Genomic DNA, 16741 nt, shown 5'->3' on the forward strand with positions numbered 1-16741 from the left:
CGCTGCGGCGAATTAATGGAAATAAAGCTTTTCTAATACTTTAATATAATCAATTCTGGGCTGATAGCCAAGCGGTATCAAGTGGGACGATGCTTCAATTTCTTTTTTTGAGATGGACTTTCTGCCTCCGTTTTCTCTTCTTTCCCAAAAGGCAAATAGAACGGCTGCTTCCATCAAGTACACACTTCCGAAGGCAGACAGAATCACAAACGAAATGCCTCCATGGTCAATGACCATTTTCATATGGCGGATCTGATGCTCATGGAAATTCTTCAGCGGAAAAGACGTATCGCTCTGCGTTTCCTTCGCTTCAAAATCAATGTACTTTCCTTTATAGACCCCGTTATAGTCTGTCGTAGAGGATTGTTTAAAATAGGCCTCACGGATAACCGCTGCGCTCCTTTTCGGAAAATCAACATTTACAATCTGCACAGGAGTCGGCTTTTTATGAATGACGGCAATCGCTCTGTTTAGATAGAACTGATTGGTTTCATTCAAATCCTCTTCAAGAGTCATCCCTCTATTACTGTAGGATTCCTTAGCCTCACGCTTTTTAGCCGGAACAGCACCAGGATTGTACGTTTTTCCGTTAGGATAACGAAAAATCATTTCTTCCCTCCTCAGGTAAAACTACTACCTATCATATCAAAAAAATGAAAAAAGACATGGTGAAAAAGTTTCGATTTTGTTAACAGCCGCCGCGCGTAGTTCCGGATTCCCTGGGCAAGCTTAAAACAGGGAGGCGAATGCTGATGACAGGCGGCAGCCATATAGATGAAAAGAATATTATAGCACTTATAAAGAATACGGTGCGCAAAAAAAATTACGACAACATTTCGCGCACACAAAGCTATCAGGACTTTTTTCTCCGTCACCCCGAAATCAGATGGTCCTTTCTTGCAAGCATGGTCTCTCGGAATGCAGGCTACTGTATGACGGATTTGAAGGGCGTTTGGTTTCAAAAATTATTGGACGAGAAAACAAGGAAAGCCCTCTTTCTGACCTATGAGGATGCCAACTGGCTGATTTTTTCGGATGCGTATCCGCAGCTGATGATTTATGAATGGTCAAAAACAGCAGGGAAACCCCTGTTCCACCTTCTTGATGCGTTTTATGTTTCTGCCTTTATGAAAAAAGAATGGAACTTGTTTTGGGAAAGAGGGGACAGGGAGCGGCTGCTCACTTCTCTCATCATAAATGAACAGCATCTTATCCAGAAACCCGTTATAGAGGGACCTGTCTTTAAACGAAAAGTATTCGGAACACCGTTTTTTCTTTTTCAGGATCTGTTTCACTTCAGCACGGTCATTTTTCCCGGAGAGGGCGGCAGACTTTACGGATTCTCCGTACATGATTTCAGAAAGCTGAAAAGCAGAATCCGGCTCGGACGTTCCCTTGCATGGCTTCTTTTTCATCCTGATTATTACGGTGAGTTTTTGACTTTCGCAGCAAGGACAATCCATACCGGCTCAAGAGCAGATTATGAGCCGATGAGCAGGCAGCGGATGACCCCGTATTTAAGAACGGCCTTTCCTTTCGTTTCCCATCAATTAGACGAAAAGAAACGAAAATGGTTTCATGGCCAGCAGCTTGCCAGGTGGTACAGACCGATACCGGAGCCTCAAACGATCGATCTGACAGACTGGCTTGTAAAAAAGGAGAATCAGCTGCACGCTCTGGCCCTGGCTAATGAGTATGTAAAGGCGAAGAGAAAGAAGACATAAAAAAATCCCCTATGCAAAGGGGATTTTTGATTTCATACATTTTGCAGGACCGAACAGTCGGCTCCGCTTTTCGCATTGTCTAGCTCCATCGCCTAACTCCTCGGCCAGAACAGCTCCGCCGTAAAAAGCAAACCCGGCTTTTTCCGTCGCATCCTTTTCTGTCCTTCGGAGCTGAGCAAGGCGATTCCGCTTTTCGAATTGTCCAGCTTCGCCTCCTAGTCCTTCCCTCAGAACAAAATCACCGGAAAAGTCAAACCCGGACTTTTCCGGTGATTTCTTATCTGCCTGTCAGGCCTGAACAGTCGGCTCCGCATTTCGCATTGTCTAGCTCCATCGCCTAACTCCTCGGACAGAACGGCTCCGCCGCAAAAAGCAAACCCGGCTTTTTCCGTCGGATCCTTTTCTGTCCTTCGGAGCTGAGCAAGGCGATTCCGCTTTTCGATTTACGTCGAAGGCCTGTTTGGCCCACCCAGCTTTTTGTCGAGGTCATTTTTTGACGGGGCTTGCTGCTGCTCTTTTTGTGTGTTCTTTTTGTTTTCTTTTGCCATGTTAGACACCTCCTGAGTGTAGTGTTTGCATGGGAATCGATTTCATGCAGCTTGTCGCGGGGAGATGTCGAAAAAACAGTAATATCCAATCATTTCTTCTTTCTTTGCCGAAAGTGAACTAGTTTTGTCATCCATGAAGGGAGGAGCGTTTTGGCCCGCGAATAATACGAGTAGATTGAAAGGAGGAGTTAGGATGGAACACCTCGTGCCGAAAATGGTTGTGGAAAGACTTTTAATGGAACTCGATGAAGAGATGACGAAATTAGAACTTGCCATACAAAAGAGAGTATCGGAAACCATTTTGCAGAGCGAAGAAGATCTTCAGCGCAGCATAAAGAGCATTTCAGTGAAGACGGAAGAAACGGTTTTGCAGGCAAATGGAGAAGAAAGCAGGGAAGATCCCACATCCCGGGTAAAACCAAGCTACCGGCTCAGTTATTAGCAGGAATCTGGCTTTTCATGCTTATGTCTGGTAAGATACCCCAGAGAGGGGTTACAGCATGAAAACGAAAATTCTTGAAAATTCCGAAAAGCTTCTATATATAACGGACGAATGTGTCCGCCGTTTTGAGAATGACAGTAAAAAGAAAGAGGACGTTGATTTTTTTCACGAAGTAAAGCCTGCTTTTGAGGATGCGATGAAAGTAATGAGCGAGTGGAAAAGAGACGTGCTTGCATGGAGAGATGAAGCAAAACCAAAATATTTGTTTCCGGCTCAAATTGATTCAGCTGAAGAAAATTTTGAGCAGCTTGTGCTTCAGTCGTTTTACAAAGATTCCAAAGCCATCCGATTTAAGAACATGAAACAGTCCATTGACTATACAATTGAATCTGTTATGGACCGCCTGGAGGCACACAGCTCCTTACAATGAGGGGCTTTTTATTTTGCCTTAAGACCTCAGGCTGCAGATACACAGACAGGATCATGGCAGAATTTTTCTCGGGTGAAAAGGGTGTCCGGAATATTCCGGACACCCTTAATGACGTTTATTCGTCTATTTCACGCGCTTCCTGAAACGTTACAGCGCGGTCTCCTTCGCTTGCGACAGGTTCAATTGCATATTCAACATCTTTTGAATGTTTTGCAGCGGCAGGCTGTCCTTTTTTAGACAGTGTTAAATCCTGTCCTTTTTTCTTATGGTTGAAATGATTGCCTCTTCCCATCATAATGACCTCCATAATCGAAATGGTGAATCCTTCTTAATATGTTTCAGGTGGGGTGCTGCTATGTATGGAAAATAACACAATAAAAAGAGAGGGTGTCCCCTCCCAATCATCAATTGCTTATCTTTTCTAATTCTGACGCTTCAAGGTACATGACAGCAGTCCTGTATTCGCTGATGGTCATCTCACCCTTGATATAAAGCGTTTTGATAAAATTCATTAATTCGCTGATGCTGGTCGGTTCATACTTCTTTGTTTCTAAAAAAGCGGATTGTATGCTCTGCAGATTCATCGTGTATCTCCTCCCATTCCCTTGCCTTAATGGTATCACGGGAAATTTTTATCTCGATTTTTCAAATAATTTAAACTTCCGACAAGAGTTGACAATTTCTTTTAGACACGCACAGCAGCCTTTTCTTCTGCATATGTATGAAATAGCCCATTATGCTGAAAGGAGTTCTGTTATGTATTCTCAAGAAATGAGTTCGTTTAAAAACCGCAGAAGAAAAAAAGAAGAGAGAATCAGCTATTACTATCCATATGAGGGCTATACACCATATGAAAATCCTGCATATTTGCCTCAAAGTCAGCATACCTATCAGCAAGTGCAGCAAAATCAAGCCTTCTATCAGCAGTCCCAGATGCCGTCATACGGCTATCAGACACAGGGGTTTATGATGCAGCAGCCCCAGCAGAACATGATGCCGCAGGCAATGTATGCAAATCCATACCCAAAACCGGTACCTGCTGCTAAAAATCAGCAGGGAGGCATTTCTACAGTGATGTCCCAGTTTAAAAAGCCGGATGGACAGATGGATTTCAACAAAGTAATGGATACGGCAGGGCAGATGATGGGAGCTGTTAATCAGATGAGTTCTCTTGTAAAAGGGGTCACATCAATGTTTAAAGTTTAGGCTGCATGAAAGCTGATAAACGAGGTGGATAAGCATGGTTACTGCAGCGCTCTCAGGTCTGTTTGATCAGATTAATGTTCATCCCCAGCTCGTGATTGTCGTTCCGGCCCTCATGATTTTAGGGTATGCTTTAAAACGAACTCCTAATGTGCAGGACTGGATGATTGTTTGGATCCTGCTCGGAGCTGGCATTATCGCAAGTATTTTCACACTGGGTTTTTCAGTCAGCAGCATTGCCAACGGATTTATCGCGGCAGGAGCGGCCATCACCACTCATCAGGCGTATAAACAATCTGTTCTCGAACGAAATGGGGACGGCGAAAACAAAGACGCATAACCTTATGCGTCTTTGCCTGCTGTTCACTTCTTTTCATTTAGTCTTTCTGCCAGCCTCTTTTTAACTTCAGAATAGGACAAGCCTGAAGCGGCATTAAGTTTTTTAACTTCCTCTGCATTCGTAGTGCTGAATGATTGAAGTCCGGTATCTTTTCTCATTACAGCAGTTCCTCATAAACGTCATTCAGCTGATTCATCCTGACATAGTCCTGCTCACCCATCGCATGCTTTATTTCATACGGGAGCATTTTATTTAAGAACATCTGCTCTTTTTCAGAAAGCATTCTGATGAATTGCTTTTCGTCAGTAAATGATTCCCTGGAGAGCTTGAAATAAATATGCCTGCTTATTTCATGCTCCTCCAGATAATTGGAAAGGGCCTCTCTTAAATAAGACAGTGACTGTTCCATCAGGACGGATCCTCAAAGAATTCTTTCACTTTTCTTGGATCACTGCCGTAAGCGTATGGATTTTCCGCGGCAGCACCTTCATCCAGATTTGTTTTTATGACAAGCATCGGAGACCCGGATGGCTCTGCGCTGATTCTTTTTTCATGTTGCTTCATAAAAGCACCTCCTGTTAGTAGTTTTCATAAGCAGGGGGGATTTTATGGTGTTAAAATCTGGTCAGCTGAGCGGAAAGGATATGAGCAGGCATCCGTTATGAAAAGAGGCATCCACTTCATCCATCGTCGGCGCCTTAGGCAATAGAATGGTTTTTGTCACTTGTTTCCTCGTCTGCGAATAAGCAGATCCATTTATATGACTGAGATTTAATTCTTCCTTGTGGCTGACGGTCAGGGTCAGGCACAGGTCATGAAATTCAATTGTGATCTGCTCTTTTTTCATGCCGGGAAGCTCGGCTTTTACAAAATAGCGGTTATCCTCTTCCCATGAAGATATTTTCATATAAGCCGTATTTATCTGCTCCTGAAATACTTTCTCAAACTCCAGTACGTTCTGTTTGAATGAACTGTCTCCGAAGAACTGCTCCGCAAGTTCATATAATGGGTTGTGCTTTTTTTCACTCATCTGCCGTGTCTCCTTTTGAATGAGGATAGTGACTGCTTTTAGGCTAAAATATGCATGGCGCTGTAAATTGGTTGCTTGATTCAGGCGTTTTATGGTTAAATGATGATAATTATAAAGGGACGGGTGAAGTGAGAAGCGTTTAATTTCAGGGAGACAGGGGTATTTCTAAAGTAGAATTCAATGCAGAAAAGGAGCAATAGCCATGCTTAAAAAACTATTCGGCAGTAAAAAAACGGAAAAACAGACAGAAGAAACGGTATATGCACCATTAACAGGAAAGCTTTTGCAATTGGAAGAAGTTCCGGATCCTGTTTTCTCCCAGAAAATGATGGGCGACGGAATGGCGATCGAACCTTCAGAAGGCATCCTGGTGTCACCTGTTGAGGGAGAGATCATTCAGCTCTTCCACACAAAACATGCGATTGGCATCAGAAGCCAGACGGGAATGGAAATTCTTCTTCACATCGGCCTTGAAACAGTGGCGATGAACGGAGAAGGTTTTGAAGCGTTTGTCAAAGAAGGAGACAGCGTCAAGCCGGGTGATAAACTGATTTCGTTTGATCTTGATCTGATCAAAGAAAAAGCAGCAAGCACGATCACTCCAATCATCATCACAAATGGCGATATTGTAGAAAGCGTCCAGAAAGCGCCTGCAGGTCAGGTGAACCGCGGGAAAGATAAAGTATTTGATATTAAGGTTAAATAAGTACTGAACAAAGCAGGCATTGAGCCTGCTTTTTTTATGTTGTCGTCTGTTTTACTTAAAATCGAACATCTATTCTGTTAAAATGGAGAAAGAGGTGATCAGAGTGCGAAGAAAGCAGTCACTGTCAGAAATTATTGATTTTTTAAAACGCGATGAAGAATTTAAAGAGCAGATTGTACATGCTCATACGATAGAACCAAGAGAAGCAAGAACAGCCGCTATGCCGTCTTCTGTTGACATCAGATTAAGAGAGGCGCTTGCAGCAAGAGGCATAGGGTCTCTTTATACCCATCAGGCTACAGCCTATGAGCTTGCACGCAGCAGAAAAAGCTTTGTTGCCGTCACTCCGACTGCTTCAGGAAAAACGCTCTGCTACAATCTTCCGGTTTTGCAGCAGATCGTTCAAGATGAAAGCAGCAGGGCGCTTTATTTGTTTCCTACCAAAGCACTTGCCCAGGACCAGAAAAGCGAATTGAATGAGCTGATTACAGAGCTTGGAGTTCCAATCAATTCATACACTTACGATGGAGACACTGCTCCGACAATCCGGAATGTCATCCGGAAGGCGGGTCACATTGTCATGACAAATCCTGATATGCTTCACTCAGCAATCTTGCCCCATCATACAAAATGGGTTTCCCTTTTTGAAAACTTGAAGTATATCATTATTGATGAACTTCATATTTACAGGGGAATATTCGGCAGCCATGTCGCAAATGTGATCCGCAGGCTAAAACGCATTTGCCGTTTTTACGGTAGCAATCCGGTCTTTATCTGCACATCAGCAACGATTGCCAATCCAAAGGAGCTTGCAGAAGAGCTGCTTGGGGAAGACGTAGTGCTCGTTGATGATAACGGTGCCCCCTCGGGGAAAAAGCACTTTCTTTTTTACAATCCTCCAATCGTCAACAAGCCGCTGAATATCCGGAAAAGCGCTACACTGGAAGTAAGAAAGATAGCATCCGAACTTCTTAAAAATAAAATTCAGACAATCGTATTTGCAAGGAGCAGGGTGCGTGTGGAGATTATTTTGACGTACTTGCAGGAGCTGATCAAAGGGGAGCTTGGAAAGAAGACGATACGCGGCTACAGGGGAGGATACCTGCCTAAACAAAGGCGCGAGATTGAAAAAGGGCTGAGGAACGGAGAGATCCTTGGCGTTGTCAGCACAAATGCCCTAGAACTAGGGGTTGATATCGGACAGCTTCAGGTCTGCATTATGACAGGCTATCCGGGAACCATCGCGAGTGCCTGGCAGCAGGCGGGCCGTGCCGGCAGAAGAAGCGGGGAAGCCCTGATTGTAATGGTGGCGGGATCGACCCCAATTGATCAGTACATCATTCAGCACCCGGATTATTTTTTCAGGCAGAATCCGGAAACGGCCATTATTAATCCTGACAATCTTATTGTTCTTGTGGATCATATTAAATGTGCAGCGTTTGAACTGCCTTTCAAAAAGGATGAATCATTCGGACAATTGGATATCGAGGAGATTCTGGAATTTCTGACAGAAGAGAAAGTTCTCTATTTTAATAGAGACAAATATCACTGGATGAACGATTCTTTCCCGGCCCACAACATCAGTCTGCGCTCGGCTTCGCAGGAAAATGTTATCATCATTGACCAGTCGGATGTTGCAAACGTCAAAGTCATCGGGGAGATGGACAGATTCAGCGCCATGACCCTGCTTCATGATGAGGCGATCTACCTTCATCAGGGCATTCAGTATCAGGTGGAGATGCTCGACTGGGAAGAGAAAAAAGCCTTTGTAAGAGAAGTGGATGTCGATTATTTTACAGATGCAAATCTTGCCGTGCAGCTGAAAGTGCTTGAAGAAGACAAAACGAGAACAAAAGATACCCACCATCTAGGATACGGGGATGTTACGGTTCAGGCTATGGCGACCATTTTTAAAAAAATCAAGTTTGACACACATGAGAATATCGGATCGGGCCCCATCCACCTTCCGGAAGAAGAATTGCACACAAATGCTGCGTGGATCAGTCTTTCGGATGAACTTGCCGGAATGCTGAAGAAAGACAGGCTTGAAGAAGCCCTTCTCGGTCTGGCGCATGCCTTGAAGCATATTGTGCCGATCAGCGTCATGTGTGACCCGTCTGATATAAGCGTTGTTCCGCAAATGAAGGCGACGCATAATGACCAGCCTACCGTTTTTCTCTATGACAAATATCCCGGAGGAGTCGGTCTTGCGGGGAAAGTATTTGAAACAATGGAAATCGTGCTCGGTGAAACGAATGCCATGATCAGCGGATGCCCCTGTGAAACAGGCTGTCCGTCGTGCACGGGCCTGGAAGGATCCGACCATCAAAAGAAGGATACCCTTTACTTATTAAACGGTCTTAAAGGAGCAGAAGATTCTTGTCGTTAAAAGGAAAGCTAAACCGGTTAAAATCACATATGTCACTGGAAGAGAAACCAGAGACTGTCAAAAGGGAGCCTGAAGGAGAAGTGCCGCACCTTTCAAAGTGGGAGTCACTTGATACAAAACCGTTCTGGTTTGATGGTGAGTACTGTCTTGTAAGGGAAAGGACATATGATCTTTCTTTTCAGCACGGCCTCTATCAGCTTGGTGAATTTCATAGAGCGGTTTCCCTATGGAATGAGAGAGACAGCCTTCATCCGCTTTCTTCTAAAGAGCATCAATCGCAGGATCTCTTTTTCTTTGACACAGAAACGACAGGTCTTGGGGGCGGGGCGGGAAATACGATCTTTCTGCTTGGCCATGCGCAGGTGTTTGAGGATAAAGTTAAAGTCGTTCAGCATTTTCTGCCGAAACCGGGAAATGAAGTGGCGCTTTATCAAAGTTTTCTGAGCCGGGTCAATACGAAAACCCTTGTCACTTATAACGGTAAAGCCTTTGACTGGCCTCAGGTGAAAACGCGGCATACGCTGATTAAAGATCAGGTGCCGAAGCTACCGTCCTTCGGCCATTTCGATCTTTTTCATGCTGCCAGAAGGCTTTGGAAAACGAGGCTTGAGTCGGTTAAATTGAGTCATGTCGAGAAGGAGATTCTTGGAATCGAGAGGGAGCATGATGTTCCGGGCTATCTTGCTCCCATGCTGTATTTCAGCTATGTTCAGTCAGAGGATCCAGATCACATCAGCGGTGTGCTGACTCATAATGAAATGGATATTCTTTCACTCATCACTCTCTACACGCATCTCACACACAGAATTTTGTTTCCCTCTGTCGAAGCAACCGGCATTGAGCAATATGAAGTCGCGCGCTGGCTGCTGTCGGCAGGCGAAAAGGCGGCAGCCTTCGACACATTTAAATCTGCAGCAGAATCAGGCTCAGAGAGGGAATTTGAAGCGAAATTCGAGATGGCGATGCAGCTGAAAAAGAACAATAAGATGGAAGAAGCACTGCCGATATTCCTCTCTTGTGCGGAAGGCGGAAGCTTGAAATATAAGATAAAGGCATCAGTTGAAGCGGCAAAGTATTATGAGCACAAGGCGAAAGATGCAAAAAAGGCCCTTTCATTTGCCACATCCGCATATCTTGCAGTAAAGGAAAAGGATCAGGCGCTGAAAACCGATTCACAAAAAGAGAAGGCAGAGCTTTTAAAAAGAATGAAACGGCTGGGGAATAAAATGGGGTAATTATTCCCCGGGGAACCGCATAATCCGCTCTTTTTCGCATAAAATTTGTCGATATTGTGAAATTTTTAAGATGGGCATTCAAGTAATTGTAGAACGGTGAAGATGCGTGTAAAATTAGGGACTGTAAACATTAATAACCGGGGTGAGCACGAACATGTACAAAGGCATCTTCTACTTGTTTTTCATCGTCTTATTTGCAACAGTCTTCATCTTTTCAAACTTCAAAGACAGTTTCTATGCATTCTTGTAAAAAATAGGTTATTGCATCAGTACATGTACACTCCTTGCTTCATAGACTATCACTGTAAGACAGATAAGAAATGAAGGAAAGGAGACAAACAAACATGATGCCAAATAACAACATGCCTCCGAATATGGTGGGCGGCGCTCAAATGGGGCCGAACATGCCGAATATGGTAGGCGGCGCTCAAATGAACATGCCAGCTCCAAATATGGTGGCAGGTGCACAAATGGGACCTAACATGCCAGCTCCAAATATGGTGGCCGGTGCTCAAATGCCGATGATGCCGATGGGACCTGTCAAAATGTGTCCGCCGATTGTTCATCCGACAAAGTGCTGCGTGCAGCATACTTTCTCTACAACAGTTGTTCCTCATATCCACCCGACTCACACAACTGTCGTTAACCACCAGAACATTCAGCACAAGCATTTTTTCCCTCAAACAAATTCTATGGTAAACTCTGTTTCAAACCAACAATTCAACTGCGGCGGCGGAAGACCTCCTATGAGTCCTTACGGCCGTTAATACCTCACCTTAGGAGCTGATGAAACATGTCAGCTCCTATCTTCTTTGAAGGGAGACATACAAAATGAAGGTCATCACGGTATCCGGATACAAACCTTTTGAACTCGGCATCTTTAAAAATGATGACCCGGGAGTCGCCTACATAAAAAAAGCCATTGAAAAATCATTGCGGCCCCTTGCAGAAGAAGGACTCGAGTGGGTGCTGATCAGCGGCCAGCTCGGAATAGAGCTCTGGGCTGCAGAGGTTGTCTTTGATTTGCAGGTAGAGTATGATGAACTAAAGCTCGGCATTCTGACTCCATTTTTGGAGCAGGAAGAAAAATGGAATGAAGACAATAAAGAATATTACGAATACATTGTGTCATCGGCCGACTTTGTTGACAGCATCACAAAAAGAAAATATGATAATCCAAATCAGTTCAGACTGAAAAATGAATTTTTTGTTTCAAAAAGTGAAGGACTCCTGCTGGTTTATGACGAAGAAAACCCTGGGTCTCCAAAATATTTGCTCGAGACGGCCAGAAAAAAGGCAGAGTCCCGCGAATACTCCATCATGACGATTTCTTTTGCAGATCTGCAGCTCATTGTGGAAGAAGAGCAAAGCAAGGATCATTTTTGGACAGGCGAATAACTGAAGAAAATTGACAACTGCATCAGAACTATGAAAAAATATGAAAAGATGATTTCAGTGTGACGAGGTGAAAGAGATGCTTTCCGATAAAATTAAATTAACAGCGAAAGAAATCTTAGAAAAAGAATTTAAACAGGGAATGCGCGGCTACAAACAGGAAGACGTGGATAAGTTTCTTGATTTGATCATCAAGGATTATGAAACATTCCATCAGGAAATTGAAGAGCTTCAGCAGGAAAACCTGCGTCTGACAAAACAGCTTGAAGACTCATTCAACCGCAAGCAAGTTCAGCCTGTACAGACAAACACGACAAACTTTGATATTCTGAAACGTTTATCGAACCTTGAGAAGCACGTATTCGGAAGCAAGCTTTACGATTGATTTCCATTATTTGCTCTTGCAATCCTGTCTGTAATTAACTATACTAGTATTTGCTCTTAACAAATAATAACGTTCAGGTAATCGCTGCAGTCTTTAGGGCTGTAGAGGAAAGTCCATGCTCGCACGGTGCTGAGATGCCCGTAGTGTTCGTGCCTAGCGAAGTCATAAGCTAGGGCAGCCGGGTGATCCGGCTGACGGCAGGGAAGGGGCCTAAGTCTTCGGATATGGCTCTGCTACCTTGAAAGTGCCACAGTGACGTAGTCCTCAGGGAAACCTGAGGAGTGGAACGCGGTAAACCCCTCGAGCGAGAAACCCAAATATAGGTAGGGGCACCTTCTCTTAGGAACTGAACAAGGAGAAGGCCGGAAGCTTTAAGCTTCCGTAGATAGATGATTACCACCGGAGTACGAGGTGATACCGGCCGTTTGCAGTACAAAGGGACAAAACATGGCTTACAGAACGTTATTTCAGGTAAACTTAACATGTTTAAAACAGGCTCTCTTCAAATGTGATGAGAGCTTTTCATTTATTTACATATAGAAAAGTGGAATCGCCTTGTTCAGCTCCGAAGGACAGAAAAGGATCCGCCGGAAAAAGCCGGGTTTGCTTTTTTTGGCGGAGCCGTTCTGGCCGAGGAGTTAGGCGATGGAACTGGACAATGAGAAAAGCGGAATCGCCCGTTCAGCTCCGACAGGCAGAAAAGAAATCACCCGAAAAGTACGCTTTTGACTTTTGGGGGGATTTTGTTCTGACGGAGGAGTTGGGCGGTGGAGCTGGACAATGAGAAAAGCGGAATCGCCCGCACGGTTACTGGAAGTTTGAGCTGCGTATACTATGCACAAAATAGAATGAAATAAAAATGGATCTGCAGGCTTATCCTGCAGTCTGATTTAGAAGGTGATGCAAATGAGTAAGGTGACATTAATTGCAACAGCTGCCATGGGACTTGAGGCGCTTGTTGCCAAAGAAGTGCGGGATCTTGGATATGAATGCACGACCGACAACGGCAAAGTGACATTTGAGGCGGATCCAAAAGATATTCCCCGACTGAATTTATGGCTTCGCACAGCTGACCGCGTAAAGCTGAAAGTGGGCGAGTTTAAAGCCTACTCTTTTGACGATCTGTTTGAAAAAACAAAGGCTCTTGACTGGGGAGCAATTATTCCCCGCCAGGCAGAATTCCCAGTCACGGGAAAATCGGTAAAATCAAAGCTTTACAGTGTGCCTGACTGTCAGCGTATCGTGAAAAAGGCAATTGCCGAAAAATTGAAGCAGCAGTACAAGATTGCTTCAGAGTGGTACGAAGAATCAGGTCCGCTTTATAAAGTGGAAATTGCTCTACTAAAAGATACGGCGACATTGACGATTGATACAAGCGGCGCAGGGCTTCACAAGCGCGGCTTCAGGCTTGACCAGGGAGGGGCGCCACTTAAGGAAACACTGGCTGCTGCTCTGGTGATGCTCACAAACTGGACGCCTGACCGTCCGTTTGTAGACCCTTTCTGCGGATCGGGCACGATTCCGATAGAAGCGGCATTAATCGGACAGAACATTGCCCCTGGTTTTAACCGGGAGTTTGTTTCCGAACAATGGGATATCATCGGCAAAAGTCATTGGGACCAAGCACGCACAGAAGCAGAAGATCTTGCAAACTATGATCTGGAGCTCGATATTTCGGGCTATGACATTGACCACCGCATGATTTCGATTGCAGAGGAAAATGCGGATGAGGCTGGTCTTGGCGGCATTATTCAATTTAAACAAATGCAGGTCAGTGATTTCACGACCCGCAAAGAATACGGCGTTATAGTCGGAAACCCTCCATACGGCGAACGTCTGGGAGAAAAAGAAGAAGTTGAGCAATTGTATAAAGGCATGGGACGGGCTCTGCTCCCTCATGAAACTTGGTCTGTCTACATGCTGACCTCCCATAAAGGCTTTGAAGATTTTTACGGCAGGCAGGCTACGAAAAAACGCAAGCTCTTTAACGGGTTTATCGAAACTGATTATTATCAGTATTGGGGAAAACGCCCGCCGAGAGAACGAAAAGAGGTATAGAAGTCTCGCTCCTTGAATACACTGAAAACAGTATTGATTTCTTTTCAAGGAGTGAGTGATTCTGGGCGGAAACAATGATTTTAATCTCATATCAAAGGCGCTGTCATCTACTTATTTGTCTCTAATTGAAAACGGAGATGAAGCGGCTGCGCATGCATCACTGAGCAGTGCAAGAGCTGATTTTCTAAAAGCAGTGGCACATGCTTCTGCGATTGACCAAAAGGTAATGATTGATACGCTGTACGACCGCTGAGATAGGCTTTCATATTATGAAAGCCTGTCTTTTTTCATGGCTCCTTAATTCAGGGGCATAGTCAGCTCACAGCAGTTGACGAACAGAATGACAAATGAGAAAATAGTTGTTTGAGTATAAATGATTGCGGGGGATCTGATACATGCCGACGTCACGTCTGCCATTTGCTGTTTCCAAAAATGAAACCTTCTATGAAGGGCTGAATAATTGGATCGGAGATGTATTTTACGATATTTTGCCTGAAAAAGGCTTTGAACTTAGAGATGAACAAATTTTTATGGCGTTTCAGCTTGAACGTGCATTCCGTGAAAAGAGTGTCATGTTTGCAGAAGCTGGCGTAGGAACGGGAAAAACACTGGTGTATCTGCTCTATGCGATCAGCTATGCACGCTACACCGGAAAACCGGCTGTTATTGCATGTGCGGATGAAACATTGATTGAACAGCTTGTTAAAAATGAAGGGGATATTGCAAAGCTCAGAAAACATCTGGATCTAACCATTGATGTGAGACTCGGAAAATCCCAGGATCAGTATTTGTGCCTGAAAAAACTGGATCAGACGATTCAGCGTACAGGTGAAGACCTGTATCTTGATCTATTTGAATCGCTTCCGGGCTTTGTCCATGAAAAAGCAGGTATGCAGTCTTTCTATCATTACGGAGACCGGAAAGAATATCCTAACCTGACAGATGAAGAGTGGAGCAATGTCAATTATGATTCTTTCCAGGACTGTCTGTCATGTGACCAAAGGCATCGCTGCGGGCTGACGCTTTCACGCGAGCACTACCGGAAAGCAACCGACCTGATTGTCTGCTCGCATGATTTCTACATGGAGCATATCTGGACATACGACTCAAGAAAGCGTGAAGGACAGCTGCCATTGCTGCCTGAGCACAGTTCGGTTGTTTTTGATGAAGGACATCTTCTTGAATATGCAGCCCAAAAAGCCCTTACCTACAGAGTGAAAAGCAGCACGCTTGCCATTTTGCTTGAAAGACTGCTTCAGAATGACATCAGAGAAGAATTTGCCCATTTAGTTGAAGACACGCTCGTCATCAACGAGGAATTTTTCGACAGCCTGCTTGAAGCATCGGAAGAAGTAAAAGGCTCACACCGCTCTAAGATTGTGATGAACGATACGCTGCGGAAACAGGGGCTTGAACTGCACAGGATGCTGGCTGAAATTGGAGAGGCCCTTGTATTTGAAGGGGAAATGTATACCATTGATTCCTACGAACTGAAGATTGTCGAGGAATATTTGGACAGCATGGAATTTTCCATTTCCCTTTTTAATAAACAAAAAGGTGCCATCCACTGGATTGAAAACGGGGAGCAGGATTTCTCCCTGATCATAATGCCAAGAACAGTGGAAGAAGTGTTGAGAGAGAAAGTATTTTCTCAGAAAAAGCCGTATATCTTCTCATCAGCGACACTGTCCAACCATGGATCGTTCGACTTTATTGCAGGCAGTCTTGGAATTAAAGACTATTTGTCATTGAACGTCGAATCGCCGTTTGATTATGAAGAAAACATGAAGATCTCACTGCTCGACGTGTCAGCGTCAGTTTCCCTCAATGAAGTAAAATGTGCGGAAACAATGAAAAGAATTGAACAATCAGGAGGCCGCGCGCTCGTCCTGTTTAACACGAGAGATGAACTTGACGTATTTAAACGTTATGCATCAGCCCACAAGGCAAACTATCGCTTCTTATTTGAAGGAGACCAGGAAATAAGCAAGCTTGTTTCTGAGTTCCAGAATAATGAGACATCTGTATTATGCGCCGTGCATCTGTGGGAAGGACTAGACATTCCAGGGGCATCCCTGTCGAACGTGATCATCTGGTCACTGCCGTTCCCTCCAAATGACCCGGTGTTTGAATCAAAACGGAGCAGCTCGGCCAATCCGTTCGCTGATGTGGATATGCCATATATGATGCTGAGACTGAAACAGGGCATTGGCCGCCTGATCAGAACCAGCACTGACAGCGGGGAGATTTCAATCTACCTCTCCACAAAGCAGGATCTGAGCGTACTTGAAGAAGTAAAATCCGTATTGCCTGTAACAGCTGAAGAACTGTAAGAGCGAGGGGAGAAGTCCCTTCGCTTTTTTTGTATGGAAAATGAGTCTGGAGAGCCCGAATCGTACCCTCGGAAACCGAGAAACGATTCGGGAGGGTAAGCAAACGCGCGAATCGTACCCCAGGAAACCGAGAAACGATTCGGGAGGGTAAGCAAGCGAGCGAATCGTACCCTCGGAAACTGAAAAACGGTTTGGGAGGGTAAACAAGCGAGCGAATCGTACCCTCGGAAACCGAGAAACGATTCGGGAGGGTAAGCAAACGCGCGAATCGTACCCCCGGAAACCGAGAAACGATTTGAGAGGGTAAGCAAACGCGTGAATCGTACCCTCGGAAACCGAGAAACGATTTGAGAGGGTAAGCAAACGCGTGAATCGTACCCTCGGAAACCGCAAAACGATGTGGGAGGGTAAGTAAACGCGTGAATCGTACCCCCGGAAACTGAAAAACGATGTGGGAGGGTAAGCAAACGCGTGAATCGTACCCTCGGAAACCGAGAAACGATTTGAGAGGGTAAGTAAACGC

At 44.7% G+C, this 16741-nt stretch carries 23 protein-coding genes and 1 other RNA gene; 16 read left to right on the plus strand and 8 right to left on the minus strand.

Going from position 1 to position 16741, the window contains the following annotated elements:
* Positions 1-12: 12 nt before the first annotated feature.
* Complete coding sequence (recU, locus tag MHB63_17555; protein ID MEK3808329.1) at positions 13-606, minus strand: Holliday junction resolvase RecU; 594 nt, start codon at positions 604-606, stop codon at positions 13-15.
* Between the two features lie 146 nt (positions 607-752).
* Between recU and MHB63_17560 the strand changes: the two genes are divergently transcribed.
* Positions 753-1724: a DUF2515 domain-containing protein gene (locus MHB63_17560; GenBank protein ID MEK3808330.1), complete on the plus strand. Its 972-nt coding sequence runs from the start codon at positions 753-755 to the stop codon at positions 1722-1724.
* Positions 1725-2167: 443 nt separating this feature from the next.
* Here MHB63_17560 and MHB63_17565 read toward each other — a convergent pair whose 3' ends face one another.
* The gene (locus tag MHB63_17565) at positions 2168-2272 is read right to left on the minus strand and encodes a spore protein (protein MEK3808331.1); all 105 of its coding nucleotides are present in this window, start codon (positions 2270-2272) and stop codon (positions 2168-2170) included.
* A 193-nt stretch (positions 2273-2465) separates the two neighbouring features.
* Between MHB63_17565 and MHB63_17570 the strand changes: the two genes are divergently transcribed.
* Positions 2466-2714, plus strand: coding sequence for a hypothetical protein (locus MHB63_17570; GenBank protein MEK3808332.1), 249 nt, complete (start codon positions 2466-2468; stop codon positions 2712-2714).
* A 58-nt stretch (positions 2715-2772) separates the two neighbouring features.
* Positions 2773-3144 (plus strand): DUF1798 family protein, encoded by a 372-nt coding sequence (locus MHB63_17575; GenBank protein MEK3808333.1) that lies wholly within the window; start codon positions 2773-2775, stop codon positions 3142-3144.
* A 115-nt stretch (positions 3145-3259) separates the two neighbouring features.
* Here MHB63_17575 and MHB63_17580 read toward each other — a convergent pair whose 3' ends face one another.
* Both MHB63_17580 and yppF read right to left on the minus strand, forming a co-directional pair.
* On the minus strand, positions 3260-3436 hold the full coding sequence (locus MHB63_17580) for a hypothetical protein (GenBank protein MEK3808334.1): 177 nt from the start codon (positions 3434-3436) through the stop codon (positions 3260-3262).
* A 112-nt stretch (positions 3437-3548) separates the two neighbouring features.
* The gene (yppF, locus tag MHB63_17585; protein MEK3808335.1) at positions 3549-3728 is read right to left on the minus strand and encodes a YppF family protein; all 180 of its coding nucleotides are present in this window, start codon (positions 3726-3728) and stop codon (positions 3549-3551) included.
* A gap of 172 nt (positions 3729-3900) precedes the next feature.
* Between yppF and MHB63_17590 the strand changes: the two genes are divergently transcribed.
* Together MHB63_17590 and MHB63_17595 are read left to right on the plus strand one after the other, a co-directional pair.
* On the plus strand, positions 3901-4350 hold the full coding sequence (locus MHB63_17590) for a YppG family protein (GenBank protein MEK3808336.1): 450 nt from the start codon (positions 3901-3903) through the stop codon (positions 4348-4350).
* A 34-nt stretch (positions 4351-4384) separates the two neighbouring features.
* On the plus strand, positions 4385-4687 hold the full coding sequence (locus MHB63_17595; protein ID MEK3808337.1) for a phage holin family protein: 303 nt from the start codon (positions 4385-4387) through the stop codon (positions 4685-4687).
* Between the two features lie 23 nt (positions 4688-4710).
* On the opposite strand, the gene MHB63_17600 is transcribed toward MHB63_17595, so the two are convergent.
* The 4 genes from MHB63_17600 to MHB63_17615 all read right to left on the minus strand — a co-directional run bounded on the left by MHB63_17600 (position 4711) and on the right by MHB63_17615 (position 5717).
* Positions 4711-4845: a hypothetical protein gene (locus MHB63_17600; GenBank protein MEK3808338.1), complete on the minus strand. Its 135-nt coding sequence runs from the start codon at positions 4843-4845 to the stop codon at positions 4711-4713.
* A complete protein-coding gene (locus MHB63_17605; GenBank protein MEK3808339.1) occupies positions 4845-5096 on the minus strand; it encodes a sporulation protein in 252 nt (83 codons plus the stop codon). The genes MHB63_17600 and MHB63_17605 overlap by 1 nt, the downstream gene beginning before the upstream one ends.
* Entirely contained in the window at positions 5096-5251 is a 156-nt protein-coding gene (locus tag MHB63_17610; protein ID MEK3808340.1) for a hypothetical protein, read from the minus strand. Before MHB63_17610 ends, MHB63_17605 begins: the two co-directional genes overlap by 1 nt.
* Positions 5252-5312: 61 nt before the next feature.
* On the minus strand, positions 5313-5717 hold the full coding sequence (locus MHB63_17615; protein ID MEK3808341.1) for an Hsp20/alpha crystallin family protein: 405 nt from the start codon (positions 5715-5717) through the stop codon (positions 5313-5315).
* A 202-nt stretch (positions 5718-5919) separates the two neighbouring features.
* On the opposite strand from MHB63_17615, the gene MHB63_17620 reads away from it, so the two are divergent.
* The 11 genes from MHB63_17620 to MHB63_17670 all read left to right on the plus strand — a co-directional run bounded on the left by MHB63_17620 (position 5920) and on the right by MHB63_17670 (position 16218).
* Positions 5920-6423 (plus strand): PTS glucose transporter subunit IIA, encoded by a 504-nt coding sequence (locus MHB63_17620; GenBank protein ID MEK3808342.1) that lies wholly within the window; start codon positions 5920-5922, stop codon positions 6421-6423.
* A gap of 103 nt (positions 6424-6526) precedes the next feature.
* Entirely contained in the window at positions 6527-8812 is a 2286-nt protein-coding gene (locus tag MHB63_17625) for a DEAD/DEAH box helicase (protein ID MEK3808343.1), read from the plus strand.
* The gene (locus tag MHB63_17630) at positions 8803-10047 is read left to right on the plus strand and encodes a ribonuclease H-like domain-containing protein (GenBank protein MEK3808344.1); all 1245 of its coding nucleotides are present in this window, start codon (positions 8803-8805) and stop codon (positions 10045-10047) included. Before MHB63_17625 ends, MHB63_17630 begins: the two co-directional genes overlap by 10 nt.
* Positions 10048-10201: 154 nt before the next feature.
* Positions 10202-10297, plus strand: a complete 96-nt coding sequence (locus MHB63_17635; protein ID MEK3808345.1) for a hypothetical protein — start codon at positions 10202-10204, stop codon at positions 10295-10297.
* Between the two features lie 94 nt (positions 10298-10391).
* Positions 10392-10814, plus strand: a complete 423-nt coding sequence (locus MHB63_17640) for a spore coat protein (GenBank protein ID MEK3808346.1) — start codon at positions 10392-10394, stop codon at positions 10812-10814.
* 64 nt (positions 10815-10878) lie between these two features.
* A complete protein-coding gene (locus tag MHB63_17645; protein ID MEK3808347.1) occupies positions 10879-11445 on the plus strand; it encodes a DUF1273 domain-containing protein in 567 nt (188 codons plus the stop codon).
* A 76-nt stretch (positions 11446-11521) separates the two neighbouring features.
* On the plus strand, positions 11522-11827 hold the full coding sequence (gene gpsB / locus MHB63_17650; GenBank protein ID MEK3808348.1) for a cell division regulator GpsB: 306 nt from the start codon (positions 11522-11524) through the stop codon (positions 11825-11827).
* A 69-nt stretch (positions 11828-11896) separates the two neighbouring features.
* Positions 11897-12287, plus strand: an RNA gene (gene rnpB / locus MHB63_17655) — RNase P RNA component class B.
* Positions 12288-12733: 446 nt separating this feature from the next.
* Positions 12734-13885 (plus strand): class I SAM-dependent RNA methyltransferase, encoded by a 1152-nt coding sequence (locus tag MHB63_17660; GenBank protein ID MEK3808349.1) that lies wholly within the window; start codon positions 12734-12736, stop codon positions 13883-13885.
* Positions 13886-13940: 55 nt separating this feature from the next.
* Positions 13941-14138 carry a hypothetical protein gene (locus MHB63_17665; protein MEK3808350.1) on the plus strand — a complete coding sequence of 66 codons (198 nt, stop codon included), beginning with the start codon at positions 13941-13943 and terminating at the stop codon, positions 14136-14138.
* A 142-nt stretch (positions 14139-14280) separates the two neighbouring features.
* Positions 14281-16218 carry an ATP-dependent DNA helicase gene (locus MHB63_17670; protein ID MEK3808351.1) on the plus strand — a complete coding sequence of 646 codons (1938 nt, stop codon included), beginning with the start codon at positions 14281-14283 and terminating at the stop codon, positions 16216-16218.
* Positions 16219-16741 lie beyond the last annotated feature (523 nt).

The sequence above is a fragment of the Bacillus sp. FSL H8-0547 genome (assembly GCA_038002745.1).
Lineage (GTDB): Bacteria > Bacillota > Bacilli > Bacillales > Bacillaceae > Bacillus_P.